We start from the raw sequence: 24,265 nt of genomic DNA, 5'->3' as shown, positions 1-24,265 counted from the left end.
CCCACCCGTCTCGGTTCGTCGATCAGTTCGATCGAAAAGCATCTCGGCCCGGTCGAAAAGCAGCCTCGGCGCCGTCCGGGCCTGGTCGTGGGGCCGGCCTATGCCGCGCGTACCGTCCCTCTGTCCGACACCCCGTGGGCGCACGGGCGCCGGGACGCGGTGCGGCGGTGGAGGATCCGGGGGAGGGCGAGGTTCACGAAGCCCTCTGCCTGCATGGCGGCCAGGCCGATGCGGGGGAGGTCGCTGGAGGTGCGGTAGACGACGAAGCGGGGTTCCCAGCGGGGGCGGAACTTCGCGTTGAACTTGTACAGGGACTCGATCTGGAACCAGCGGGACAGGAACACCAGCAGGCCCCGCCAGGCGCGCAGTACCGGTCCGGCGCCGATCTTCTCGCCGCGGGCCAGTGCCGAGCGGAACATGGCGAAGTTCAATGACACGCGGGCTACGCCGAGGCGGGGAGCGGCCTCCAGGGCGGCCACGATGAGCAGTTCGTTCATGCCGGGGTCGGCCGAGCGGTCGCGTCGCATCAGGTCCAGGGAGACGCCGTCGGTGCCCCACGGTACGAAGTGCAGGATCGCCTTGAGGTCGCCGTACGGGCCGGGCTGCTCGTCGGCCTTGTGGGCGGTGGCGATCAGGCAGTCGCCGTCTCCGGGGTCGCCGATGCGGCCCAGGGCCATGGAGAAGCCGCGCTCGGTGTCGGTGCCGCGCCAGTCCTCGGCGGCGAGCCTGATCCGCTCCAGCTCGTTCTCCCCGAGGTCACGGATGCGCCGTACCCGGGTCTCGTAGCCCGCGCGTTCGATGCGCTTGACCATCTGGCGCACGTTTCGCATCGCGCGCCCGGAGAGGGAGAAATCCGCGACGTCCACCACCGCCTCGTCGCCCAGTTCGAGGGCGTCGAGGCCGGTCTCGCGGGTCCAGACCTCGCCGCCGGTCTCGGAGCAGCCCATGACCGCGGGGGTCCAGGAGTGGGCCTTGGCCTCGTCCATGAAGCGCTCGATGGCGCCCGGCCAGGCCTCCACGTCGCCGATCGGGTCGCCGCTGGCGAGCATCACGCCGGAGACGACGCGGTAGGTCACCGCCGCCTTGCCGCTGGGGGAGAAGACGACCGCCTTGTCGCGGCGCAGCGCGAAGTGGCCGAGGGAGTCGCGGCGGCCGTGCTTGTCGAGGAGGACGCGCAGCCGGTCCTCGTCCTCCTGGGTGAGGTGTGCGGCCGGGTGTTCGGGGCGGAAGGCGAAGTAGATCGTCGTGATGGCGGTCAGCAGGCCCAGGGCGCCCAGCGAGTAGCCGACGGTCCAGGAGGTGGGCCCGTCGTAGTCGACGGGGCCCTCGAAGCCGAACAGGCCGTACAGGACGTGGGTGATGCGGTCGGCGAGGCTCGGGTCGCCGTACATGCGGTCGCCGTGGGCGCTCACTATGACCAGCCCGAGCGCGAGCGAACCGGCGCTCATCAGCACGAAGTTGGTGAGCGCGCGCCAGCGGCTGCGCGGGTCGGGCAGCGCCTCGAACTCGGTGCGGTGGCGCAGCAGCATCACCAGCAGGAGGACGGAGATGACCAGCCCGACGAGCGAGTGTCGGTAGGTGAACTGGGCCACGGCGCCGGCCGGCAGCAGGGCCACGGCTGCCCGCCAGGCCCGGCGCTTGCGGCGCCTGAGGCCGTGCGCGAGGAGCAGCAGCAGGACGCCGGTGCTGAGCGAGAGCGCGGCGGCGAACGGGCCGAGCGCGCCGGGCAGCACCTCGGCGATCGCGTGCATCCGGCTGTGCCGGAAGCGCGGGAACACCCCGGCGGCGATGTCGACGAGACCCACGAGCGCACAGGCCCGGGCGACCACCGTGGGGACGGCCTCGGGACGCGGGCCGCGCAGTACGCGTCGTACTCGGCTTGATCGTCCCGGAACCCCGGTCGACATTTCACCATCTGTCCTGACAGACATCGCATCCCGTAGTTCTGCGAGAGACCTGGAATCCGGAGCCAATCCGGCATCCGGCGACATTGCGCCCTCTAGGACGGTGTCTCGGGGGAACAGGTTCACTCCCCCGTGGAAAGCCGTTTCAAAGGACACCCAAAGTCCGGGGCAAGCCGCTGTGAAGGAACGTGAGCGCGGCGGCCGGCGCCGGGGGAGAGAGCGGGCAACAGCAGTCATGGGTCTCACGAGCAGGACAGTGCTGGCGCTGGCGATCCTGGCCGCCGCCCTGTTGTTCATCGGCACGATCGCGTTCTGGCCCCGGCTGGCGCGCCGCAACTGGCGGGCCGTCAGCGGCAGGGCGGTGCTCCTGTTGGCCACTCAGGTCGCGGTGTTCGCCTCGGTCGGTCTTGCCGTCAACCAGAGTTTCGGGTTCTACGCCTCCTGGGACGACCTCCTGGGCAAGGAGACCGACCAGGGCGTGGTCGTCGACCAGAGCAGCGGGGCGCACGGCGGTTTCCAGGTGCTGTCCACCCAGTCGGTGCGGGTGCCGGGCGGTCATCTGCCCAGGGTCGGCGGCCAGATCCAGAAGATCGGCGTCGTCGGCAAGAAGACGGGGATCACCTCTCCGGCGTACGTCTATCTGCCACCGGAGTACTTCCAGCCGCAGTACGCGAAGCGCACCTTCCCGGTCGTGGTCGTGCTCACCGGCTATCCGGGGACCTCCGAGTCCCTCATCACGAAGCTCAACTTCCCGCACACCGCGCACGAGTTGGCGCGCGACGGCAGGGCGCAGCCGATGATCCTGGTGATGCTGCGGCCGACCGTGGCGCCGCCCCGGGACACCGAGTGCGTGGACGTGCCGAACGGGCCGCAGACGGAGACGTTCTTCGCCCAGGACCTGCCCAGGGCCATCGCCGGCCACTACCGGGTGGGGTCGAGGCCCGGCAGTTGGGGCATCATCGGCGACTCCACGGGCGGCTACTGCGCGCTGAAGCTCGCGATGCACCACCCGCGCGTGTACACGGCCGCGGTGGGCCTGTCGCCCTCCTACAAGGCGCCGATCGACGCCACCACGGGAGACCTCTTCCAGGGCGACAAGAAGCTGAAGCGCCACGCGGACCTGGAGTGGTACATCAGGCACATGCCGCCGCCGGACGTCTCCCTGCTGGTCACCACCAGCAGGCACGGAGAGGCCAACTACGGTCCGACGATGCGGTTCGTGGACCTCGTGAAGACGAAGGCCCCGACGAGGATCTCGACGATCGTCCTGGAGAGCGGCGGCCACAACTTCAACACCTGGCGGCGGGAGATCCCCGGCTCGCTGGAGTGGCTGAGCCAGCGGCTGACGGACCGTTGACGTCGCACACGCGCGCGGGAGGGGCGCGTCGAGGCCCGAGGCCAAGGGCCGTACGGCCTGTGAAGGGTCTGGGACGACTGTGTTTTTACCGGGCGGGGCACCAAGATTCGCCTACGCGCGGTAAGTTTCTGGCCATGCCACGTGGACGTCACCGCCATTCACCACCTCTGCACCGGCTGCTGCCTCCAGCGGCGATCGCGGGCGTCTCGCTCGTCTGCGCCCTGGGGCCTTGGGTGTTCACGGATACCGGCGTCCTCCGGGTGATCGCCGCGTTCGCCGCGGCGATCACCGTCGTGGGCGCGGCGGTCATGCGCCGCTGGGACATGGAGGCGGGCAAGCAGGTCGCCGACCTCACGCGCGCGCGTGCGAGCGACGACTGGCGGCACGAGGAGCGCATCGCCGAGCTGGAGACCGACCTGGAGGAGTCCCGCGAGCTGCGCGTCAAGCTGGAGCAGAAGCTGCGCGGGAAGCGGGCCGAGCTGCAGGGGCTGCGCAACGAGCACGCGGCGCTGCTGCGGCGGTACGCCACGGCGGAGACCGAGCGGGCCAGCGCGCTGGAGGGCCGGCGCCTGCTGGAGCTGGAGGCCGCGGTACCGGCCCAGGGTTCGGGCGAGGACGTCGACGTGGACGTGGACGTGAAGGCGGGTACGGGGTCGGCGCGGGCGCTTCCGGTCGGTTCCGGCGAGTCGGCGGACATCGCGGACGAGGCCGACGTGGTGGACTCCGACGCGGCCGCGCTGGACGCGGCGGCGGCCGGTGTCTCGGCGGCCCTGGGCGCGGTCGGCGCGCAGGCCACGGGCGACACGGCAGAGACGGCCGACGAGACCGACGAGACCGACGAGGAGACCCCGGCGGCACCGGCGGTCTTCTCCCCGGAGGGTTCCTCGCTCTTCCTGCGCGCGCGGGCGGCGCTGGCCAGGTTCGACGGCGAGACCCGGACGAAGACCGAACCGGCCCCCGCCGACGTGAAGACGGCGAAGACGGTGAAGACGGCGGAGATACCCGCTGACGTCGTGGTGGCCTCCGAGACGGAGGCCGTGCAGGAGGACGAGGCGAAGGGGAAGCCCGAGGCGGCCCGTGGGCACACGAGAGCCGCCGCAACTCCCGCCGAGGCCAAGCCTGCCAAGCCCGTGCGCGGCACCGGGCACTACACCGTGCCGACCGCGGTGGCCGTCGTACCGACGACCGCCCCCATGCGCAGGCCCACCGCCGAGGGCGGGTTCGACTTCTTCGGTACGCAGAAGGAGACGGCGTCGGCCGCGCTGGAGTCCGTGCAGAACGAGGACCTCGCCGACGTCGTCGGGCAGGAGGCGCTCGCCCTGCACAAGGCCGAGTCCGAGGCGCAGTTCAAGCCCGCGGACGAGGAGTCGCGCGGGGTCGGCATCGGTCAGGTGATCGACCTGACGGCGCACGACGAGACCGAGCACATCGACCTGCAGGGCCTGCGGAGCGCGGTCTCCTGACGGCAGGTCATGCCCCGCCCGTAGGTACCCGTCACGCCATCCACCGGTCCGGTCGCGCGTCCCGCCGTCCGGTCCGGGACCGCTCCGCCTGACCCCGGAGCAGCTCCGCGGCCTCCTGTGCGTCCCGTAGACCGGCTGTGACGGTCTTGTTGGCCCCCGTGTCCACATGGACGTCCGCGAGGCCCTTGAAGCGCGCCCAGGGCCCCTGCTTGAGCCGTACGGACTGGACCTTGGCGTGCGGGACCAGGGCGAGGCTGCGGCGCAGCAGCCCGTGCCGGGAGACGAAGACGCTGTCGGTGACGGCGATGCCGTAGCCGCGCCACCAGAACGGCAGGCACCAGGCCGCCCGGCGCGGCGGACGCGACAGCGAGGCGGGCACCTTCACCCCGGGCAGCACCTGGCCTATGACCGCCTCCGCGATCTCGCGCGGCGCCACCGGCACCAGCACCGAGTTCGACGAGCCCGCCACGTCCAGCTCCACCCGGACCCACCCGCGCCGCCGCCACAGCAGCGGCTCCACGATCCGTACGGTCTGCACGCGCCCGGGCGGCACCGTCTCGTGCGTACGGTCGAGGAGGCCGTGGTCGATGCGCAGCCCGTCCGGGGACTCGCCGACCGTCCAGTCGTACTCGGCGACGAACCGCCCCACGCTGCTCGCACCCGCCGCGCCGAGCAGCGGCACGCCGGTCGCGAGCACCGTCCACAGGCTGTGGGTGGCGAACCAGAGCAACGGCGGTACGACGAGGGCGGCGGCCAGCGAGCCCCAGGTCGCGCCGGTCAGCACCAGGGAGACGGCGAGCACGCGCGCGGGGATGTGCAGCAGCTGCCGCACGGGTGCCTCGCCCACCTCGTGCGCGGTCTCGGGCGCGAAACCGGCCGCGCGGGCGAGCAGTTCGGCCCGCAGGGCACGCGCGTGCCCCTCGCCCAGGTAGGCCAGCTCGTCCTTCTTGTCCGTCCCTACGACGTCCAGCTTGAGCTTGGCGACGCCCGCGACCCGGGCCAGCAGCGGCTGGGTGATGTCGACGGCCTGGATGCGTTCGAGCCGGATGTGCGCGGTGCGCCGGAACACCAGGCCGGTACGGATGCGCAGTTCGGTGTCGGTCACCGCGAAGTGGGTGAACCACCAGGTCAGAAAGCCGTACAGGGCCCCGCCCACGACAGCCACGGCGAGCCCGAGCAGCAGGGTCGTGGTCGTCAGCCGGGTCAACTGGCGCTGCGCCTGGTCGGGGTCGTGCACCGCCCACCCGATGAGCACGGCGACCGGCGCCCACGCGCGCCGCAGCGGCGTCACGGGATGCAGCCGCTGCTCGACGACCGGCTGCCTGCCGTTCTCTATGGGTACGTCCGTGTCGGTGCCGGGGGTCGTCACAGCCCCGCCGATCGGGCCTCGCCGAGTTCGGTGAGCCGGTCGCGCAGCCGTTCCGCCTCCGCCGGTTCGAGGCCGGGGATGAGCGCGTCGGTCGCGGCGGCGGCCGTGTGCAGCTGCACGCTGGCCAGCCCGAAGTGCCGGGCGACGGGACCGGAGGTCACCTCGACCAGCTGCATCCGCCCGTACGGCACGATCGTCTCCTCGCGCCACAGCACACCCCTGCTGATCAGCAGGTCGTTGGCCCGCTCGGCGTACCGCCAGGAGGCCCAGTTGCGGCCCAGCATCGGCCAGCCCCACAGCAGCAGGGCGAGCGGCAGCAGCGCGAAGGCCGCCCAGGCGGGGCCGCAGAGCAGGCCGAGCAGCAGCCCCGTACCGACCGTCAGCGGCACCAGCCAGACCACCAGCAGCAGTCGGCGCATCCGCAGCAGGTCTCGTGGCAGCCCGGTCCACACCGGCTCGCCGTGCGGTTCGCCTCGCGTTTCGCCCGCGGTCTCCGGGCTCCCCGTCTCCATGCCGCAAGCGTACGTACGACAGACTGTGTCCATGAGTCTCACGACGGGTCCCACGGAGACCGTGGTCGGGGTCGGCGGCGCCGCGGAGAGCACCGACATGGTGCTCAACATCGGGCCGCAGCACCCGTCCACGCACGGCGTGCTGCGGCTGCGGCTGGTGCTCGACGGTGAGCGCATCCAGCACGCGGAGCCGGTGATCGGCTATATGCACCGCGGTGCGGAGAAGCTCTTCGAGGCGCGCGACTACCGTCAGATCATCATGCTGGCCAACCGGCACGACTGGCTGTCGGCGTTCTCCAACGAACTGGGCGTGGTCCTCGCCGTGGAGCGGATGCTCGGTATGGAGGTCCCCACGCGCGCGGTGTGGACGCGCACGCTCCTCGCGGAGCTGAACCGGGTCCTCAACCACCTGATGTTCCTGGGCTCGTACCCGCTGGAGCTGGGCGGGATCACCCCGATCTTCTACGCCTTCACCGAGCGCGAGGAACTCCAGCACGTCATGGAGGAGGTCTCCGGCGGGCGCATGCACTACATGTTCAACCGCGTGGGCGGCCTCAAGGAGGACCTCCCTGCGGGCTGGACCACGCGCGCGCGTGCCTCCGTCGCGTCCCTGCGCTCGCGCATGGACCGGTTCGACGACCTGGTGCTCGGCAACGAGATCTTCCGGGGGCGCACGCGCGGTGTGGGCGCGCTCTCGGCGGAGGCCGTGCACGCGTACGGCGTGAGCGGGCCGATCGCGCGCGCCTCGGGCGTGGACTTCGACCTGCGCCGCGACGAGCCGTATCTGGCGTACGGGGAGCTGCAGGACACCCTGAAGGTGGTCACCCGGCAGGAGGGCGACTGCCTGGCCCGCTTCGAGTGCCTCCTGGAGCAGACGCACAACGCCCTGGACCTGGCCGACGCCTGCCTCGACCGCATCGCCGAGCTGGAGCCCGGCCCGATCAACCAGCGGCTGCCGAAGGTCCTGAAGGCGCCCGAGGGGCACACGTACGCGTGGACCGAGAACCCCCTCGGCATCAACGGCTACTACCTCGTCAGCAAGGGCGAGAAGACCCCGTACCGGCTGAAGCTGCGCTCGGCCTCCTTCAACAACATCCAGGCGCTCACGGAACTGCTGCCCGGGACGCTGGTCGCCGACATGGTGGCGATCCTGGGGTCGCTGTTCTTCGTGGTCGGGGACATCGACAAGTAGGGCAGAGGGCCGAAAGGCGGGTCCTCAGAGGAGCGGGTCGGGGATTCCCGCCGGCTCCATCAGCCACCCGAAGTCCCCGAGCCCGCCCGTCGCCGTCAGCTCGGCGGCCTCTCCCGCGCCCGCCAGGGCCCGTACGTACGCCGCCGGGTCCGTGGACGCCAGGGACAGCGGAGGGCGCCCGCCGGCCACCCCGAGGGCGTGCAGGGCCTCCCGCTGGGTCAGCAGGCGGGCTCCCGGCCCCGCGCAGGCGTCCAGCGCCACATGGGCGGTCAGATCGCACGAGCCGTCCGGCACGGGCGCGGTCTCCCGGCCGGCCCGGAAGCCGGTGAGCGTCCCGAAGGGCGGCCGGGCGTCGGCCGGGTGCGCGTAGTCGACGGCGACGGCGAGACCCCGGCCGACCGTGGCTCTGGCGGCGGCCCAGGCGGTGTCCCGGGGGAGCCCGATCTCGGCCCGCGTCCCCGGCTCCGGCGGCAGCGGCCACCACCGCGCCAGCCACTCCGCGTCCGCCCCGGAGACCGGCTCCCCGAGGCGCTCGGTGCCGTCCCGTCGTACGAGAACCAGGCGCGGTACGCCCGCCGGGTCCACCTCCGCGACCTCCACAGGGACGTTGTCCAGCCACTCGTTCGCGAACAGGAGCCCGGTGAGGCCGGCGGGGGGCTCGGTCAGCCACTCGATGCGGTGATCGAGGTCCACGGGGCGGTCGGCCAGCTCGACGGCGTACCCACGCGCGCGTGCCGCTACTTCAGGGGGCAGCGCCCCGAGGACGCCGGTGACGAGTTCGCCCCGGCCCGCGCCCATGTCGACGAAGCCGAGCGACGCGGGACGGCCCAGCGCCTCGTCGACCCGGCACAGCAGCCGGGCCACGGCACCGGCGAAGAGCGGCGACGCGTGGACGGACGTACGGAAGTGCCCCGCAGGGCCCTCGGGCCGCAGGTAGAACCCCTGTTCGCCGTAGAGCGCCTCCCGCGTCGCCGCACGCCAGCCGAGCCACTCGCCCGCTGCTGCGCCCGCCGCCGTGTCCACCGTCTCTCCTGCCACGGGGTCAGGCTAGGGCGCGGACTCCCGCCACCCAGGGGACGGGGTCTCCACCTTGGGGAGTACGCCGGGGCGTTGCGGATCGACCCTCCGGTTGACCCCCGCGCACAGAACGCTTCCCTACTCTGGGTTACGTGCAACGCGTCTATGACTTCCTTCGCAGACACCCGACATGGGTCGACGGCTTCTGGGCCGTCTGCCTGTTCGGGATCTCCGTGCTGGGCGGAGCCGTCGGGAGTGAGACCGGGGACTCACAACCCCGGGTGGCGATCGTCCTGGTGTCGCTCCTGCTGTGCCTGGTGATCGCCCTGCGCCGGCGCGTGCCCGAGCGGATGCTCGTGCTGGCCGCCGTGGTCGGGGTGGTGCAGCTGGCGCTGGACGTCGAGCCGTTGCCCGCGAACTTCGCCATGCTGGTGATCGTCTACACGGTCGCGGTGAACGGGCCCCGCTGGGCCTCGCGGTTCGCGCTGATCGGCGGTCTGTGCGCGGCCCCGCTGTCCCAGCTGCGCTGGCCGGAGAAGGACGCGAGCACCGCGGGCAATCTCGCCCTGGTGGTCTTCCTGGCGGTGCCGTTCGCCCTCGCCTGGGTGCTCGGCGACTCGTTGCGCACCCGCCGCGCCTACTTCGCCCAGCTGGAGGAGCGCGCCGCCCGCCTGGAGAAGGAGCGCGAGGCGCAGGCCAAGGTGGCGGTCGCCGCCGAGCGCGCCCGGATCGCCCGCGAGCTGCACGACGTCGTCGCGCACAACGTCTCCGTGATGGTCGTCCAGGCCGACGGCGCCGCCTACGTCCTCGACTCCGCCCCCGAACAGGCCCGCAAGGCCCTGGAGACCATCTCCGGCACCGGCCGCCAGGCCCTCGCCGAGATGCGCCGGCTGCTCGGCGTGCTGCGCACCGGCGAGCACAAGGAGAGCGGGGAGTACGTTCCGCAGCCCGACGTCGAGCAGATCGACGACCTCGTCGAGAAGTGCCGTGGCGCCGGTCTCCCCGTCGACTTCAAGATCGAGGGCACCCCGCGCCCGCTGCCCAGCGGCGTGGAGCTGACGGCGTACCGCATCGTGCAGGAGGCGCTCACCAACACCCGCAAGCACGGCGGCCCGAACACCGGAGCGAGCGTGCGCCTGGTCTACTTCGACGACGGGCTCGGCCTGCTGGTCGAGGACGACGGCAAGGGCGCCCCGCACGAGCTGTACGAGGAGGGCGGCGCCGACGGACAGGGACACGGCCTGATCGGCATGCGCGAGCGCGTCGGCATGGTGGGCGGCACCCTGGACGCGGGCCCGCGCCCGGGCGGCGGATTTCGCATCAGCGCCCTGCTGCCGCTCAAACCCGCTCACTGACACGTGCACGTTCGATATGGGTGTGCATGTTCGATCTACCGGAGGACCCCGCCATGCTCATCCGCGTGATGCTCGTCGACGACCAGGTGCTGCTGCGCACCGGGTTCCGGATGGTGCTCGACGCCCAGCCGGACATGGAGGTCGTGGCGGAGGCGGGTGACGGCGTCGAGGCCCTCCAGGTGCTGCGGGAGACCGAGGTCGACGTGGTGCTGATGGACGTACGCATGCCGAAGCTCGACGGGGTGGAGACCACCCGGCGCATCTGTCAGGGCGAGAACCCGCCCAAGGTGCTGATCCTGACCACCTTCGACCTCGACGAGTACGCCTTCTCCGGGCTGAAGGCCGGCGCCTCCGGCTTCATGCTCAAGGACGTGCCGCCCGGCGAACTCCTCACCGCCATCCGCTCCGTGCACAGCGGCGACGCCGTCGTGGCGCCCTCGACGACCCGGCGGCTCCTCGACCGCTTCGCGCCCCTGCTGCCGAGCACCGGCACGCAGCCCCAGCACAAGGAACTCGAACGGCTCACCGGACGCGAGCGCGAGGTCATGATCCTGGTCGCCCAGGGCCTGTCCAACGGCGAGATCGCGGCCCGGCTGGTGCTGTCGGAGGCGACCGTGAAGACCCATGTGGGCCGCATCCTGACCAAGCTGGGCCTGCGGGACCGCGTACAGGTGGTCGTCCTCGCCTACGAGACGGGGCTCGTGCGCGCGGGCGGGGCCGGCTGAGCACGCGCCACGAACTCCGTCACCGCCGCCTTCACGTCGTCCGCCGTCCACTCCAGGCCGGGGGCGCCGACGGTGACCTCGGTGACGGCCAGGCCGGGACCGCCGCGGTCCCAGTAGGCGGCGAACAGATATGTCCCCGTCTCCTCCGCCTGCCGCACCGCCGCCTCCGTCAGTGCGTCGGGGTCGTACGGCAGCCAGACCTGGAATTGATGGGTGTGCGGCTCCTCGGGGTGCACGCGCGCCCACGGCACACCGGCCTCGGCGAAACCCTCCCGCAGCGCGGCGGCCACCACGCGCGCGTGCCGCACGTACTCCGGCAGCCGGGGCAGCTCCCGCTCCAGGCCGACGAGAGCCGACAGCGTCGTGGGGAACTGCTGGAAGATCATGCCGCCGTACCGGTGCCGCCAGGTCTTCGCCTCCTCCACCAGCGTCTTCGGGCCGGCCAGCGCCGCACCGCCAAAACCTTCGAGGGACTTGTAGAACGACACGTAGACGCTGTCCGCCAGGCCCGCGATCTCGTCCAGGGGGCGGCCGAAGTGGACGGTGGTCTCCCACAGGCGCGCTCCGTCGAAGTGCACCACCGCGTCGCGCTCGCGCGCCGCCTCCACGACCTCGGTGAGCTCCTCCCAGGTGGGCAGGACGAACCCGGCGTCCCGGAGCGGCAACTCGAGCATCAGCGTGCCGAAAGGCTCTTCGAAGTCGCGCACCTCGTCGGCTGTGGGCAGCCGGGGCTCGCTGGTCAGGCGTACCGTACGCAATCCGCTGACCTGGCCGAACGCGTTCCGTTCGTGCACTTCGGGGTGGGCCAGGGCGTGCAGGCCGACCGTGGGGCTGCCGGTGCGGGCCGCCCAGCAGCGCAGGGCCACCTGCTGGGCCATCGTGCCCGTGGGGAAGAACGCGGCGCTCTCCGTGCCCAGCAGAGTCGCGACACGTTCCTCCAGGGCCGCCACGACGCCGTTGCCGTACATGTCCGCAGTCTCGTCGACGTCGTACACCTCGGGCGCGGCCTCCGCCAGCAGCGCGAGCCGCTGTCGGATGGTGTCGGCGAACCCTCCGCGCCACAGCACACGCGGTGTCTCCCGCACTGCGGCCCGGCGCCGCTCCCGCAACCGGTCCTCCGCCGACTGCTCCTCCGTCTGCCCCGCCGCATCGCTCATGCTCCGGATCATCCCGCCCGCCCCGCCGCGCGGGCATCCGTATTTCCGTACCGGACACATGTGCGCGGCCCGCGACAACCCACAGCCTGTGGACAACCGGACGCCCCTCGGACCGATCGCGTTAACATGACGAGAAATCGTCCGGTACATCGTCCGGTACCCCGAGCGGACTGGAACGGGAAGGCCGCCGTCGAGTGAGTACATTCCAACAGCCAGACCCCAGGGACCGCCCCGCACGGCTCACCGTCGGCGTCGTCGGCGCCGGACGCGTGGGCCCCGCACTGGCCGCGTCCCTGCAACTCGCCGGGCACCGTCCGGTGGCCGTCTCCGGGGTCTCCGACGCCTCCGTCCGCCGCGCCGCGCAGCTCCTCCCGGACGTGCCCGTCGTCTCGCCCGCCCAGGTCATGGAGCGCGCCGACCTGGTCCTGCTGACCGTCCCGGACGACGCCCTGCCCGGCCTCGTCGAGGGCCTCGCGGAGACCGGCGCCGTACGGCCGGGACAGCTCCTCGTGCACACCTCCGGGCGGTACGGCGCGAAGGTCCTGGACCCCGCACTGCGGGCCGGCGCGCTGCCGCTGGCCCTGCACCCCGTCATGACCTTCACCGGCACTCCCGTGGACGTCCAGCGGCTCGCCGGGTGCTCCTTCGGGGTCACCGCGCGCCCCGAACTGCGGCTGGCCGCCGAGGCCCTCGTCATCGAGATGGGCGGCGAGCCCGAATGGATCGCCGAGGAGAGCCGCCCGCTCTACCACGCGGCCCTCGCCCTGGGCGCCAACCACCTGGTCACCCTGGTCGCCGAGTCCATGGAACTGCTGCGCACGGCCGGCGTCGAAGCCCCCGACCGGATGCTCGGCCCGCTTCTCGGGGCCGCCCTGGACAACGCGCTGCGCTCCGGGGACGCGGCACTCACCGGGCCGGTCGCGCGCGGGGACGCCGGTACGGTCGCCGCCCACGTGGCGGAACTGCGCAAGCACTCCCCGCAGAGCGTCGCCGCCTACCTGGCGATGGCCCGCGCGACCGCCGACCGTGCCCTCGCCCACGGCCTCCTCAAGCCGGAGCTGGCCGAGGACCTTCTCGGAGTGCTCGGCAACGGCACCGAGGGAGGCGCCCGATGACCCGCCTGCTGCGCACGGCAGCCGAACTGAACGCCCGCGCGTCAGAGCGCAGCCCTGACAAGGACGAGGCCACACAGCACGCACGCACGCGTGCCGTCGTGATGACCATGGGCGCCCTGCACGAGGGCCACGCCACCCTCGTCCGCACCGCGCGCGAGATCGCCGGCCCCGACGGCGAGGTCGTCGTCACCGTCTTCGTGAACCCCCTCCAGTTCGGCGAGGGCGAAGACCTCGACCGCTACCCGCGCACCCTCGACGCCGACGTGAAACTCGCCGAACAGGCGGGCGCGGACGCCGTGTTCGCCCCCTCCGTGGACGAGGTCTACCCGGGCGGCGAACCCCAGGTGCGGATCAGCGCGGGCCCCATGGGGGAGCGGCTCGAAGGGGCCACCCGCCCCGGCCACTTCGACGGCATGCTCACCGTCGTCGGCAAGCTCCTCCACCTCACCCGGCCCGACGTGGCCTTCTTCGGGCAGAAGGACGCCCAGCAGCTCGCGATGATCCGCCGGATGGTCCGCGACCTGAACTTCGGCGTGGAGATCGTCGGCGTACCGACCGTGCGCGAGGCCGACGGCCTGGCCCTGTCCAGCCGCAACCGCTACCTCTCCCCGGAGGAACGGCGTACGGCGCTCGCGCTCTCCCAGGCCCTGTTCGCCGGCAGTGACCGGCACGCCGCGCAGGAGGCGCTGCGCGCGCGGGCCCGCGAAGTGCCCGCCACGCACGCGCGTGCCCAGGCCCTCAGCGCCATCGGCGAGTCCCGGGCCGCCGCCGACGCGCACGCCGTCGCCAAGGTCCCCGGTGGCGGTCCCGCCGCCGTCCGGGCCGCCGCCCGCCTCCTCCTGGACGACGCGGCCCGCCTGCGGCCCCCATTGGTCCTCGACTACCTCGCCCTGGTCGACCCCGCCGACTTCACCGAGATCCCGGACGACTTCACGGGCGAAGCCGTCCTCGCCGTCGCAGCCAAGGTCGGGACGACCCGGCTGATCGACAACATCCCTCTCACTTTCGGAACCCCCGGAGCCGCCTCGTGAGCACCACAGGCCCCACCGCCAGCCGCGCCACCGGCATACGGCTGCACGCCCCCGCCCCCGGCTGGGCACTCGCCGCTGACGTCGTCGTCGTCGGCTCCGGCGTCGCCGGACTCACCGCGGCCCTGCGCTGCGACGCGGCCGGCCTCAGGACGGTCGTCGTCACCAAGGCCCGCCTCGACGACGGCTCCACCCGCTGGGCCCAGGGCGGCATCGCGGCGGCCCTGGGGGAGGGCGACACCCCCGAACAGCACCTGGACGACACCCTGGTGGCCGGGGCGGGCCTGTGCGACGAGGAGGCCGTACGGATCCTCGTCACGGAGGGCCCGGACGCCGTACGACGGCTCATCGAGACCGGCGCCCACTTCGACGAGTCCTCCGAAGGAGGACTGGAGCTGACCCGCGAGGGCGGCCACCACCGCCGCCGGATAGCGCACGCGGGCGGCGACGCGACCGGCGCGGAGATCTCCCGCGCCCTCGTCGAGGCCGTCCGCGCGCGGGGCCTGCGTACGGTCGAGAACGCCCTCGTCCTGGACCTCCTGACGGACGCCGACGGCCGTACGGCGGGCGTGACCCTGCACGTCATGGGCGAGGGGCAGCACGACGGTGTGGGCGCCGTCCACGCGCCCGCCGTGGTCCTGGCCACCGGCGGCATGGGCCAGGTCTTCTCGGCGACCACCAACCCGTCCGTGTCGACGGGCGACGGAGTCGCCCTCGCCCTCCGCGCGGGCGCCGAGGTCAGCGACCTCGAATTCGTCCAGTTCCACCCCACGGTGCTCTTCCTGGGGGCCGACGCCGAGGGCCAGCAGCCGCTCGTCTCCGAGGCGGTACGCGGCGAGGGCGCCCACCTCGTCGACGCCGACGGCGTGCGCTTCATGACCGGTCAGCACGAACTCGGCGAACTCGCGCCCCGCGACATCGTCGCCAAGGGCATCACGCGCCGCATGCTGGAACAGGGCGCCGAACACATGTTCCTGGACGCCCGGCACTTCGGCGCCGACATGTGGGAGCACCGCTTCCCGACGATCCTCGCCTCCTGCCGCGCCAACGGCATCGACCCGGTCACCGAGCCCGTCCCGGTCGCCCCCGCCGCCCACTACGCCTCCGGCGGCGTCCGCACAGACTCCCGGGGCCGCACGACCGTCCCCGGCCTGTACGCGTGCGGCGAGGTCGCCTGCACCGGCGTCCACGGCGCCAACCGGCTCGCCTCCAACTCGCTCCTGGAGGGCCTGGTCTACGCCGAGCGCATCGTCGCCGACATCACCGCGAGCCACGCCGGAGACGGCCTCCACGCGCGCGTGCCCGCCCCCGTCCCGCACCCCGAGAAGCCCGCGCACCCGCTCCTCGACCCCGCGACCCGCTTCACGATCCAGCGCATCATGACCGAGGGCGCCGGCGTCCTGCGCTCCGCCGCCTCCCTGGACACCGCCGCCGAGGCCCTCCAGCGGCTGCACACCGACGCCCGCGGCGCCCTCGACGAGAACGGCAAGACCGCCGAGCCCGGCGTCGACACCTGGGAGGCCACCAACCTCCTGTGCGTGGCCCGCGTCCTGGTCGCCGCCGCCCGCCTCCGCGAGGAGACCCGCGGCTGCCACTGGCGCGAGGACCACGCCGAGCGCGACGACACCACCTGGCACCGCCACATCGTCGTACGACTGAATCCCGACCGGACGCTGGCCGTACACACCACCGACACCGCAGACTTCCCCCCGACCCGGCCGCATCAGCCGGAGCACCGTCCCCAGGAGCAGTGACAGACGTGAGCACCCCCGACCTTCCCCTCGCCCAGAGCGGCGGCTGCGGCGACGGCTGCGCCTGTGGCGCCGACCCCGACACGGCAGACGACGTCTACCTGGAGTGCGGCCTCGACCCCGCACTCGCCGCCCTCCTCGCCGACGCGGGCCTCGACCCCCTTGAGGTCGAGGACATCGCCAACGTCGCCATCCAGGAGGACCTCGACCACGGCGTCGACGTCACGACGGTCGCGACCATCCCCGAGGAGGCCCGCGCCACGGCCGACTTCACAGCCCGCGAGGGCGGGGTCGTAGCCGGTCTGCGGATCGCCGAGGCGGTCGTCTCCGTGGTCTGCACCGACGAGTTCGAGGTCGAGCGACATGTCGAGGACGGCGACCGAGTGGAGGCGGGCCAGAAGCTGCTCAGCGTCACGACCCGCACCCGCGACCTCCTGACGGCCGAGCGCAGCGCCCTCAACCTCCTGTGCCGGCTGTCCGGCATCGCGACCGCCACGCGCGCGTGGGCGGACGTCCTGGAGGGCACCAAGGCCAAGGTCCGCGACACCCGCAAGACCACTCCCGGTCTGCGCGCCCTGGAGAAGTACGCGGTCCGCTGCGGCGGCGGCGTCAACCACCGCATGTCCCTGTCGGACGCGGCCCTCGTCAAGGACAACCACGTGGTCGCCGCCGGCGGCGTCGCCCAGGCATTCAAGGCCGTACGGGACGCCTTCCCGGACGTACCGATCGAGGTCGAGGTCGACACCCTGCACCAGCTGCGCGAGATCGTCGACGCGGGCGCGGACCTGATCCTGCTGGACAACTTCACTCCGGGTGAGTGCGACGAGGCGGTCGCTGTCGTAGACGGCCGTGCCGTCCTGGAGGTCTCGGGCCGGCTGATCCTCAAGAACGCCAAGGAATACGCCGACACCGGCGTCGACTTCCTCGCGGTCGGCGCCCTCACCCACTCCTCGCCGATCCTCGACATCGGTCTCGACCTGCGAGCGGCGGAGTAGGTACCAGGCCATGCTGCTGACCATCGACGTGGGAAACACGCACACCGTCCTCGGGCTCTTCGACGGCGACGAGATCGTCGAGCACTGGCGCATCTCCACGGACGCGCGCCGCACCGCCGACGAACTCGCGGTCCTCCTCCAGGGCCTCATGGGCATGCACCCGCTCCTCGGCGACGAGCTGGGCGACGGCATCGACGGGATCGCCATCTGCGCGACCGTGCCGTCGGTGCTGCACGAGCTGCGTGAGGTGACGCGGCGGTACTACGGCGATGTGCCGGCGGTGCTGGTCGAACCCGGCGTGAAGACGGGCGTACCGATCCTCACCGACAACCCCAAGGAGGTCGGCGCGGACCGCATCATCAACGCGGTCGCCGCGGTCGAGCTGTACGGGGGTCCCGCGATCGTCGTCGACTTCGGTACGGCGACCACGTTCGACGCGGTGTCCGCGCGCGGGGAGTACGTGGGTGGTGTGATCGCGCCCGGGATCGAGATCTCCGTCGAGGCGCTGGGGGTGAAGGGGGCGCAGCTTCGGAAGATCGAGGTGGCTCGGCCCCGGGCGGTGATCGGCAAGAACACGGTCGAGGCGATGCAGGCGGGGATCATCTACGGGTTCGCCGGTCAGGTGGACGGCGTGGTGACCCGGATGGCGAAGGAGCTGGCGGAGGACCCGGACGATGTGACGGTGATCGCCACGGGTGGGCTGGCGCCGATGGTGCTGGGCGAGGCCTCGGTGATCGACGAACACGAACCGTGGCTGACGCTGATCGGGCTGCGGTTGGTGTACGAGCGGAACGTGTCGCGTATGTGAGTTCTTCGCCCCCGCCGCCCCTACCCGTTCCCATCCCTGGGGGCTGCCGCCCCCAGACCCCCGCTGTCGGCCTGAACGGCCTCGTCCTCAAACGCCGGACGGGCTGAAAGACCAGGCGCGGGGGTTCGGGGGCGGAGCCCCCGAGGATGGGACGGGTAGGGGCGGCGGGGGCGAAACACAATGCCTGCGCGCGGCCACCCGGGTGGCTTCCTGCGCCACACCCCCTCCGCAATGCCGAGTTTGTCTGATTAGCGCGTATCGTCGCCGCATGCCCACGCCATTCGGATCTCGCGGCGGCATGGCGTTCGGTGCGGAGGAGCTGCGTGTGCTCCGCCGTGCTCTCGCCCTCGCCCTCCACCCCGGCCCCGCCTCCGCGGAGGACGTCCAGGACTGTCTCCGGCTTGCCGAGTCCGTCGACGAGGCGGCGCGTGAGGGAGCCAGGCTGCGCGCCTTCCTCGTGGCGGACCTCGCCCGCTACCGCGCCGCCCTCCCCGGCACCGCCGCCGGCTACCTCACGCTCCTGGAGGAGGCCCTGGGCGCCGGGTACCGCCCGGCCCCGGACGACCTCGCCGCCCTCCGGGCCCTGCGGGGCAACCCGGTCGCCGCCGCCCTCCTGGACCGCTGTCTGCGGCACGCGGAACGGAACGTACGGGCCCGGCTCGGCGCCAGGGTGTCCGGCCGGGCGCCCGTCACGCCGACGGTGCCCGCCTCCCGTACCCGGCTCCTGGCCCTGCCCGGCGGTCTCGCCGCCCAGGATCCCGGCAGGAAGCCCGGCGAGAAGAAGCCGGGCGAGCGTCCCGCCCCGGCGCCCCGGCCCGCGCCCGACGCCCCCAAGCCCGGGCGTCCCATCCCCACCCCTGGTGAGGTCTTCCCGCGCCGCAAGCCGACCCCGCCCGCGAATCCCCCGCAACAGCTCGCCGCGGGGTGAGTTGAACGGAGTACGACCCACAGAGGCCCGGGCCCCCCGCCCGGGCCTTTCGGCTGCCCTGGCTACTCTGGTCGCATGGACTACGTCTCCGCGCTCGTGCCCCCGGTAGTGATGGCCGCGCTCTTCATCGGTGTGATCGTGACGATGGTGAAGAGTCAGGGCGGTGCCAACAAGGCCAAGGAGGACGCCGTCGTGGACGCCACCCTCGCCAGGGCCGAGCAGACCCGGCAGGCCGGACAGGATCACACCACCTTGTAAGGGTTTGAGCAGGTAAGCGCACGTCCTTCGCGCTATTCACCCTTTCTCCCACTACTGTGCTGAGTTGTGCCTCGCCCATTGGGAGAACTCGAAGACGCGGTCATGACGCGGGTGTGGAAGTGGAACCGCCCGGTCACCGTTCGAGAAGTCCTGGAAGACCTTCAGCAGGAACGGTCCATCGCGTACACCACGGTGATGACCGTTTTGGACAATCTCCATCAGAAGGGCTGGGTCCGTCGCGAGGCGGAAGGCCGGGCCTATCGATATGAGGCGGTCTCCACCAGAGCCGCCTACGCGGCCGCCCTGATGAACGACGCGTGGTCGCAGAGCGACAACCCCGCCGCCGCTCTCGTCGCCTTCTTCGGCATGATGAGCGAAGAACAGCGGCTGGCCCTCAGGGATGCCGTTCGCATCGCCCAAGGGCCGGAACAGGCGGAACAGGTCGAACAGCACGGGCAGTCGGAAGCCGCGGAACATACCGCCGGCGAGAAGCCCGCCTACGAGAACCCCGCCTCGGCCGAGGGGCCCACAGGGCGATAGCGTCCGCTCATGTCAGCGATGCGTCCCGAAGTCACAGCGAAAGCCATCACCGTCCGGCGGGCCAGGACCAGCGATGTCCAGGCCGTACGCGGACTCCTTGACTCGTTCGTCCGGGGCCGTATCCTGCTCGACAAAGCGACGGTGACGCTTTACGAGGACATCCAGGAGTTCTGGGTCGCGGAACGCGACGACAACGGCGAGGTCGTGGGGTGCGGCGCACTCCATGTGATGTGGGAAGACCTCGCCGAAGTCCGTACTCTCGCGGTGAACCCGGACCTGAAGGGTTCCGGTGTCGGGCATCAGTTGCTGGAGAAGTTGCTGCAGACCGCCCGCTGGCTCGGCGTTCGACGCGTTTTCTGTCTGACCTTCGAAGTGGACTTCTTCGGGAAGCACGGCTTCGTGGAGATCGGTGAGACGCCTGTTGACACTGATGTCTACGCCGAGCTACTGCGTTCCTATGACGAGGGCGTCGCGGAGTTCCTCGGTCTCGAACGGGTGAAACCGAACACCTTGGGCAACAGTCGGATGCTTCTGCATCTGTGATCGGGCATCGGTGATCGGGCATCGGCAATTCCTGTGAGCCGCCTGCCCAGGTTCCCTATGTCCGAAACGCGTACGTTTCCGGTCGGGGGAAGGGCCGTCGGTCTCTCCCGGGGGTTTGTGTTTTTCCGGCAAAAGCGGTTTGCTTTCCGACGTACTGCAGTACTGCATATAACAGGGGATGCGAAACAGCGGCGCACGCCGTGGGCATCGGCTCCCACGTTATCGATGAAAGGAAATCCGGTGGCACAGAAGGTTCAGGTCCTTCTTGTCGACGACCTCGACGGCGGCGAGGCGGACGAGACCGTGACGTTCGCGTTGGACGGCAAGACGTTCGAGATCGATCTCACGACTGCCAATGCTGACAAGCTTCGTGGTCTTCTCGAGCCCTACGTCAAGGGCGGCCGCCGTACTGGAGGCCGTGCTTCGGGTGGGCGTGGAAAGGCGCGTGTCGCTTCCGGCGGCAGCCAGGACACCGCGCAGATCCGTGCTTGGGCGAAGGAGAACGGTTACGAGGTCAACGACCGTGGCCGTGTTCCCGCGTCCATTCGTGAGGCTTACGAGAAGGCCAACGGCTGAGCGCACGCGCGCCGCAGTCGGACGCGATGGCACTGTGTCGCCAGCGTGTCCACCAGCCGTACGAGATCGGGGGCGCCTCCGACGCCCCCCAGGGCCGACATCGTCGGCAGCGGGACCGCCGTCCCGCACCCTGTTTCAGGGGGCCGCAGCCAGACAGCGGCCCCCTGCGGATTTGTCCGGCCCTGGGTGATGCCCTGAGCGCCGGGAGAGCTGCCCGACGGGACGGGGGAACCGGGCGGCCCGGGCGGTCTCGGCGGCAAGGGAGCCTCGATGTGGCCGCCCACGCCGATCGCCCTCAGGTCCGGTACGAGCCCGCCCCACTCCAGCCAGTCCAGCAGCCCCGGCAACTCGTCCGCGCTGCCCGCGGCCACCAGCAGCAGCATCCGGTCCCCGTGCAGGACCACCGGGGAAGCCGGCGCCCGCACCTGGCCCCGGTGCCGCAGCGCCGCGAATCCCGCCTCGGCCGGTACGTCGAGCACGTCGAAGCTCCGGCCCACGACCAGCCGTACCGGAAGGCCCCCGGATCCGGAACCGGGCACTGTCGCCCACCCCAGTTCGTTCTCGTACCAGTGCAGGACATCGCTCGTGGTGTCGCCCGGGTCGAGAGGGCGGCGAGGAAGGGGGACAGTGGGAACCATGCGAAGCCAACCACCGCGAAGGGCCGCGAGTTACGCTGGGTGCCCTTGCGGGCGCGCGGAGTTCCGATTTCAGGGATGCGCGGAGCGGTTCGGCGGCGCAAGGTTGTTCGCCCGTAGCGGAGGGAACCGGTGCATCCGGCATGGAGTGTCGGTCCGTACGGGTAAGACATCCCTAGTGGGAGGGGGCGACACGCAGAAAAGGCCGTCTCACGTTCGCCATCGGCGTACTGATAGTGAGGGTAACTGCCTGGCCTGCGGGAACATCGTCTCGCACGATCGGGTTGGAGCATATGTCGGCGTTCAGGGTCAGGAGGCTGTGTTGGTTCTCGGTCCGGTGTCGGCAGTTGGAATGAGCGGTCCCCGCTTGCGGGACTAAGCTGCGGAAGGACAGGGAGGGGAGCGTCCCCTTACTGCCTGACCGCTCTGAGGAGCGATTAACGATGTTCGAGAGGTTCACCGACCGCGCGCGGCGGGTTGTCGTCCTGGCTCAGGAAGAAGCCCGGATGCTCAACCACAACTACATCGGCACCGAGCACATCCTCCTGGGCCTGATCCACGAGGGTGAAGGTGTCGCCGCAAAGGCCCTGGAGAGCCTCGGCATTTCGCTTGAGGCGGTCCGTCAGCAGGTGGAGGAGATCATCGGTCAGGGCCAGCAGGCCCCGTCCGGGCACATCCCCTTCACCCCCCGTGCCAAGAAGGTCCTGGAGCTGTCGCTCCGCGAGGCCCTTCAGCTGGGCCACAACTACATCGGCACGGAGCACATCCTGCTCGGCCTGATCCGTGAGGGCGAGGGCGTCGCCGCCCAGGTCCTGGTCAAGCTGGGCGCCGATCTCAACCGGGTGCGGCAGCAGGTCATCCAGCTGCTCTCCGGTTACCAGGGCAAGGAGACCGCCACCGCCGGCGGCCCCGCCGAGGGCACCCCCTCGACGTCCCTGGTCCTCGACCAGTTCGGCCGGAACCTCACCCAGGCCGCTCGTGAGTCCAAGCTCGACCCGGTCATCGGGCGCGAGAAGGAGATCGAGCGGGTCATGCAGGTGCTGTCCCGCCGCACGAAGAACAACCCGGTCCTGATCGGTGAGCCCGGCGTCGGCAAGACCGCCGTCGTCGAGGGCCTCGCCCAGGCCATCGTCAAGGGCGAGGTGCCCGAGACCCTCAAGGACAAGCACCTCTACACCCTGGACCTCGGCGCGCTGGTCGCCGGCTCCCGCTACCGCGGTGACTTCGAGGAGCGCCTGAAGAAGGTCCTCAAGGAGATCCGTACCCGCGGCGACATCATCCTGTTCATCGACGAGCTGCACACGCTCGTCGGCGCGGGTGCCGCCGAGGGCGCCATCGACGCCGCTTCGATCCTGAAGCCGATGCTGGCCCGCGGTGAGCTGCAGACCATCGGTGCCACCACGCTCGACGAGTACCGCAAGCACCTCGAGAAGGACGCGGCTCTCGAGCGCCGCTTCCAGCCGATCCAGGTGGCGGAGCCTTCCCTCCCCCACACGATCGAGATCCTCAAGGGCCTGCGCGACCGGTACGAGGCGCACCACCGCGTCTCGATCACCGACGAGGCCCTGGTGCAGGCGGCGACGCTCGCCGACCGCTACATCTCGGACCGGTTCCTGCCCGACAAGGCGATCGACCTCATCGACGAGGCCGGTTCCCGGATGCGCATCCGCCGGATGACCGCTCCGCCGGACCTGCGCGAGTTCGACGAGAAGATCGCCGGCGTCCGCCGGGACAAGGAGTCCGCGATCGACTCGCAGGACTTCGAGAAGGCCGCCTCTCTCCGTGACAAGGAGAAGCAGCTCCTCGCCGCGAAGGCCAAGCGGGAGAAGGAGTGGAAGGCCGGCGACATGGACGTCGTCGCCGAGGTCGACGGCGAGCTGATCGCCGAGGTCCTCGCGACCGCCACCGGCATCCCGGTCTTCAAGCTGACCGAGGAGGAGTCGAGCCGCCTGCTGCGCATGGAGGACGAGCTCCACAAGCGGGTCATCGGCCAGAAGGACGCCGTCAAGGCGCTCTCCAAGGCGATCCGCCGTACGCGTGCCGGTCTGAAGGACCCGAAGCGTCCCGGTGGTTCGTTCATCTTCGCGGGCCCGTCCGGTGTCGGTAAGACGGAACTCTCCAAGGCCCTGGCCGAGTTCCTCTTCGGTGACGAGGACGCGCTGATCTCCCTCGACATGTCGGAGTTCAGCGAGAAGCACACGGTGTCGCGGCTCTTCGGTTCGCCCCCCGGTTACGTGGGCTACGAAGAGGGCGGCCAGCTGACCGAGAAGGTCCGCCGCAAGCCGTTCTCCGTCGTCCTCTTCGACGAGGTCGAGAAGGCCCACCCGGACATCTTCAACTCGCTGCTGCAGATCCTGGAGGACGGTCGGCTGACCGACTCCCAGGGCCGGGTCGTGGACTTCAAGAACACGGTCATCATCATGACGACCAACCTCGGCACGCGGGACATCTCCAAGGGCTTCAACCTGGGCTTCGCGGCCTCCGGTGACAAGAAGTCCAACTACGAGCGCATGAAGAACAAGGTCTCGGACGAGCTGAAGCAGCACTTCCGGCCCGAGTTCCTCAACCGCGTCGACGACGTGGTCGTCTTCCCGCAGCTCACGCAGGACGACATCCTCCAGATCGTCGACCTGATGGTCGGCAAGGTGGACGAGCGCCTCAAGGACCGGGACATGGGCATCGAGCTGTCCCAGGCCGCCAAGGAGCTGCTGTCCAAGAAGGGTTACGACCCTGTCCTGGGCGCGCGCCCGCTGCGTCGCACGATCCAGCGCGAGATCGAGGACACGCTCTCCGAGAAGATCCTCTTCGGTGAGCTGCGCCCCGGTCACATCGTGGTCGTCGACACGGAGGGCGAGGGTGAGGCGGCGACCTTCACCTTCCGCGGCGAGGAGAAGTCGGCACTGCCCGACGTCCCGCCGATCGAGCAGGCGGCCGGCGGTGCCGGACCGAACCTGAGCAAGGAGGCGTAAGCCTCACGGCTGCGTCAGAAAGGGGCCGGTGCTTTCGCACCGGCCCCTTTCGCATGCCCGATGGGGCC

At 71.2% G+C, this 24,265-nt stretch carries 22 protein-coding genes; 16 read left to right on the top strand and 6 right to left on the bottom strand.

Annotation, left to right across the window (positions count from 1 at the left end; genetic code table 11):
* Positions 1-98: 98 nt before the first annotated feature.
* Positions 99-1,907 (bottom strand): phosphatidylglycerol lysyltransferase domain-containing protein, encoded by a 1,809-nt coding sequence (locus LUX31_RS18580; RefSeq protein WP_235475898.1) that lies wholly within the window; start codon positions 1,905-1,907, stop codon positions 99-101.
* A 232-nt stretch (positions 1,908-2,139) separates the two neighbouring features.
* On the opposite strand from LUX31_RS18580, the gene LUX31_RS18575 reads away from it, so the two are divergent.
* A complete protein-coding gene (locus LUX31_RS18575; protein ID WP_235475897.1) occupies positions 2,140-3,261 on the top strand; it encodes an alpha/beta hydrolase in 1,122 nt (373 codons plus the stop codon).
* A gap of 134 nt (positions 3,262-3,395) precedes the next feature.
* A complete protein-coding gene (locus LUX31_RS18570) occupies positions 3,396-4,724 on the top strand; it encodes a hypothetical protein (RefSeq protein ID WP_235475896.1) in 1,329 nt (442 codons plus the stop codon).
* Positions 4,725-4,755: 31 nt separating this feature from the next.
* Here LUX31_RS18570 and LUX31_RS18565 read toward each other — a convergent pair whose 3' ends face one another.
* Together LUX31_RS18565 and LUX31_RS18560 are read right to left on the bottom strand one after the other, a co-directional pair.
* A complete protein-coding gene (locus LUX31_RS18565; RefSeq protein WP_235475895.1) occupies positions 4,756-6,093 on the bottom strand; it encodes a PH domain-containing protein in 1,338 nt (445 codons plus the stop codon).
* A complete protein-coding gene (locus LUX31_RS18560; RefSeq protein ID WP_235475894.1) occupies positions 6,090-6,605 on the bottom strand; it encodes a PH domain-containing protein in 516 nt (171 codons plus the stop codon). Before LUX31_RS18560 ends, LUX31_RS18565 begins: the two co-directional genes overlap by 4 nt.
* Before the next feature lie 31 nt (positions 6,606-6,636).
* On the opposite strand from LUX31_RS18560, the gene LUX31_RS18555 reads away from it, so the two are divergent.
* On the top strand, positions 6,637-7,797 hold the full coding sequence (locus tag LUX31_RS18555) for an NADH-quinone oxidoreductase subunit D (protein ID WP_235475893.1): 1,161 nt from the start codon (positions 6,637-6,639) through the stop codon (positions 7,795-7,797).
* Positions 7,798-7,821: 24 nt separating this feature from the next.
* On the opposite strand, the gene LUX31_RS18550 is transcribed toward LUX31_RS18555, so the two are convergent.
* Positions 7,822-8,835 carry an SAM-dependent methyltransferase gene (locus tag LUX31_RS18550; RefSeq protein WP_235475892.1) on the bottom strand — a complete coding sequence of 338 codons (1,014 nt, stop codon included), beginning with the start codon at positions 8,833-8,835 and terminating at the stop codon, positions 7,822-7,824.
* Positions 8,836-8,966: 131 nt separating this feature from the next.
* Between LUX31_RS18550 and LUX31_RS18545 the strand changes: the two genes are divergently transcribed.
* Both LUX31_RS18545 and LUX31_RS18540 read left to right on the top strand, forming a co-directional pair.
* Positions 8,967-10,169: a sensor histidine kinase gene (locus LUX31_RS18545; protein WP_235475891.1), complete on the top strand. Its 1,203-nt coding sequence runs from the start codon at positions 8,967-8,969 to the stop codon at positions 10,167-10,169.
* A gap of 53 nt (positions 10,170-10,222) precedes the next feature.
* A complete protein-coding gene (locus LUX31_RS18540; protein WP_235479972.1) occupies positions 10,223-10,894 on the top strand; it encodes a response regulator transcription factor in 672 nt (223 codons plus the stop codon).
* Here LUX31_RS18540 and LUX31_RS18535 read toward each other — a convergent pair.
* Positions 10,855-12,051, bottom strand: coding sequence for a threonine aldolase family protein (locus LUX31_RS18535; RefSeq protein ID WP_235475890.1), 1,197 nt, complete (start codon positions 12,049-12,051; stop codon positions 10,855-10,857). The genes LUX31_RS18540 and LUX31_RS18535 overlap by 40 nt on opposite strands.
* 194 nt (positions 12,052-12,245) lie before the next feature.
* Here LUX31_RS18535 and LUX31_RS18530 point away from each other — a divergent pair, with 194 nt between their 5' ends.
* The 10 genes from LUX31_RS18530 (at position 12,246) to LUX31_RS18485 (ending at position 20,593) form a co-directional block, all read left to right on the top strand.
* Entirely contained in the window at positions 12,246-13,166 is a 921-nt protein-coding gene (locus LUX31_RS18530; protein ID WP_235475889.1) for a Rossmann-like and DUF2520 domain-containing protein, read from the top strand.
* Positions 13,163-14,197 carry a pantoate--beta-alanine ligase gene (panC, locus tag LUX31_RS18525; protein ID WP_235475888.1) on the top strand — a complete coding sequence of 345 codons (1,035 nt, stop codon included), beginning with the start codon at positions 13,163-13,165 and terminating at the stop codon, positions 14,195-14,197. The genes LUX31_RS18530 and panC overlap by 4 nt, the downstream gene beginning before the upstream one ends.
* Positions 14,194-15,948 (top strand): L-aspartate oxidase, encoded by a 1,755-nt coding sequence (locus LUX31_RS18520; RefSeq protein WP_235475887.1) that lies wholly within the window; start codon positions 14,194-14,196, stop codon positions 15,946-15,948. The genes panC and LUX31_RS18520 overlap by 4 nt, the downstream gene beginning before the upstream one ends.
* A 5-nt stretch (positions 15,949-15,953) precedes the next feature.
* Positions 15,954-16,940, top strand: a complete 987-nt coding sequence (gene nadC, locus LUX31_RS18515; protein ID WP_235475886.1) for a carboxylating nicotinate-nucleotide diphosphorylase — start codon at positions 15,954-15,956, stop codon at positions 16,938-16,940.
* Positions 16,941-16,950: 10 nt separating this feature from the next.
* On the top strand, positions 16,951-17,748 hold the full coding sequence (locus tag LUX31_RS18510; protein WP_105970850.1) for a type III pantothenate kinase: 798 nt from the start codon (positions 16,951-16,953) through the stop codon (positions 17,746-17,748).
* Between the two features lie 298 nt (positions 17,749-18,046).
* A complete protein-coding gene (locus LUX31_RS18505) occupies positions 18,047-18,676 on the top strand; it encodes a hypothetical protein (RefSeq protein WP_235479971.1) in 630 nt (209 codons plus the stop codon).
* 75 nt (positions 18,677-18,751) lie between these two features.
* Positions 18,752-18,934 carry a hypothetical protein gene (locus LUX31_RS18500; RefSeq protein ID WP_235475885.1) on the top strand — a complete coding sequence of 61 codons (183 nt, stop codon included), beginning with the start codon at positions 18,752-18,754 and terminating at the stop codon, positions 18,932-18,934.
* Between the two features lie 102 nt (positions 18,935-19,036).
* Positions 19,037-19,474 carry a BlaI/MecI/CopY family transcriptional regulator gene (locus tag LUX31_RS18495; RefSeq protein ID WP_235479970.1) on the top strand — a complete coding sequence of 146 codons (438 nt, stop codon included), beginning with the start codon at positions 19,037-19,039 and terminating at the stop codon, positions 19,472-19,474.
* A gap of 9 nt (positions 19,475-19,483) precedes the next feature.
* Complete coding sequence (locus LUX31_RS18490; protein WP_235475884.1) at positions 19,484-20,017, top strand: amino-acid N-acetyltransferase; 534 nt, start codon at positions 19,484-19,486, stop codon at positions 20,015-20,017.
* 240 nt (positions 20,018-20,257) lie between these two features.
* Positions 20,258-20,593: a histone-like nucleoid-structuring protein Lsr2 gene (locus tag LUX31_RS18485; RefSeq protein ID WP_235475883.1), complete on the top strand. Its 336-nt coding sequence runs from the start codon at positions 20,258-20,260 to the stop codon at positions 20,591-20,593.
* On the opposite strand, the gene LUX31_RS18480 is transcribed toward LUX31_RS18485, so the two are convergent.
* Complete coding sequence (locus LUX31_RS18480; protein ID WP_235475882.1) at positions 20,572-21,231, bottom strand: SCO3374 family protein; 660 nt, start codon at positions 21,229-21,231, stop codon at positions 20,572-20,574. The two genes, LUX31_RS18485 and LUX31_RS18480, sit on opposite strands and share 22 nt — an antisense overlap.
* A 440-nt stretch (positions 21,232-21,671) precedes the next feature.
* On the opposite strand from LUX31_RS18480, the gene LUX31_RS18475 reads away from it, so the two are divergent.
* Positions 21,672-24,197 carry an ATP-dependent Clp protease ATP-binding subunit gene (locus LUX31_RS18475; RefSeq protein ID WP_235475881.1) on the top strand — a complete coding sequence of 842 codons (2,526 nt, stop codon included), beginning with the start codon at positions 21,672-21,674 and terminating at the stop codon, positions 24,195-24,197.
* The last annotated feature ends 68 nt before the right edge of the window (positions 24,198-24,265 follow it).

Origin of the sequence: Streptomyces sp. GQFP (assembly GCF_021545335.1) — a bacterium.
In the GTDB taxonomy this organism is placed as follows: Bacteria; Actinomycetota; Actinomycetes; order Streptomycetales; family Streptomycetaceae; genus Streptomyces.
This window is presented reverse-complemented; position numbering and strand designations above follow the sequence as displayed.

What these genes read in the sequence shown, in the direction of transcription:
- LUX31_RS18580 (WP_235475898.1), bottom strand. Translation starts at nt 1,907, where the DNA reads ATGTCGACCGGGGTTCCGGGACGATCAAGCCGAGTACGACGCGTACTG.
- LUX31_RS18575 (WP_235475897.1), top strand. Translation starts at nt 2,140, where the DNA reads ATGGGTCTCACGAGCAGGACAGTGCTGGCGCTGGCGATCCTGGCCGCC.
- LUX31_RS18570 (WP_235475896.1), top strand. Translation starts at nt 3,396, where the DNA reads ATGCCACGTGGACGTCACCGCCATTCACCACCTCTGCACCGGCTGCTG.
- LUX31_RS18560 (WP_235475894.1), bottom strand. Translation starts at nt 6,605, where the DNA reads ATGGAGACGGGGAGCCCGGAGACCGCGGGCGAAACGCGAGGCGAACCG.
- LUX31_RS18555 (WP_235475893.1), top strand. Translation starts at nt 6,637, where the DNA reads ATGAGTCTCACGACGGGTCCCACGGAGACCGTGGTCGGGGTCGGCGGC.
- LUX31_RS18540 (WP_235479972.1), top strand. Translation starts at nt 10,223, where the DNA reads ATGCTCATCCGCGTGATGCTCGTCGACGACCAGGTGCTGCTGCGCACC.
- LUX31_RS18535 (WP_235475890.1), bottom strand. Translation starts at nt 12,051, where the DNA reads ATGAGCGATGCGGCGGGGCAGACGGAGGAGCAGTCGGCGGAGGACCGG.
- panC (WP_235475888.1), top strand. Translation starts at nt 13,163, where the DNA reads ATGACCCGCCTGCTGCGCACGGCAGCCGAACTGAACGCCCGCGCGTCA.
- LUX31_RS18510 (WP_105970850.1), top strand. Translation starts at nt 16,951, where the DNA reads ATGCTGCTGACCATCGACGTGGGAAACACGCACACCGTCCTCGGGCTC.
- LUX31_RS18505 (WP_235479971.1), top strand. Translation starts at nt 18,047, where the DNA reads ATGGCGTTCGGTGCGGAGGAGCTGCGTGTGCTCCGCCGTGCTCTCGCC.
- LUX31_RS18500 (WP_235475885.1), top strand. Translation starts at nt 18,752, where the DNA reads ATGGACTACGTCTCCGCGCTCGTGCCCCCGGTAGTGATGGCCGCGCTC.
- LUX31_RS18495 (WP_235479970.1), top strand. Translation starts at nt 19,037, where the DNA reads ATGACGCGGGTGTGGAAGTGGAACCGCCCGGTCACCGTTCGAGAAGTC.
- LUX31_RS18490 (WP_235475884.1), top strand. Translation starts at nt 19,484, where the DNA reads ATGTCAGCGATGCGTCCCGAAGTCACAGCGAAAGCCATCACCGTCCGG.
- LUX31_RS18480 (WP_235475882.1), bottom strand. Translation starts at nt 21,231, where the DNA reads ATGGTTCCCACTGTCCCCCTTCCTCGCCGCCCTCTCGACCCGGGCGAC.
- LUX31_RS18475 (WP_235475881.1), top strand. Translation starts at nt 21,672, where the DNA reads ATGTTCGAGAGGTTCACCGACCGCGCGCGGCGGGTTGTCGTCCTGGCT.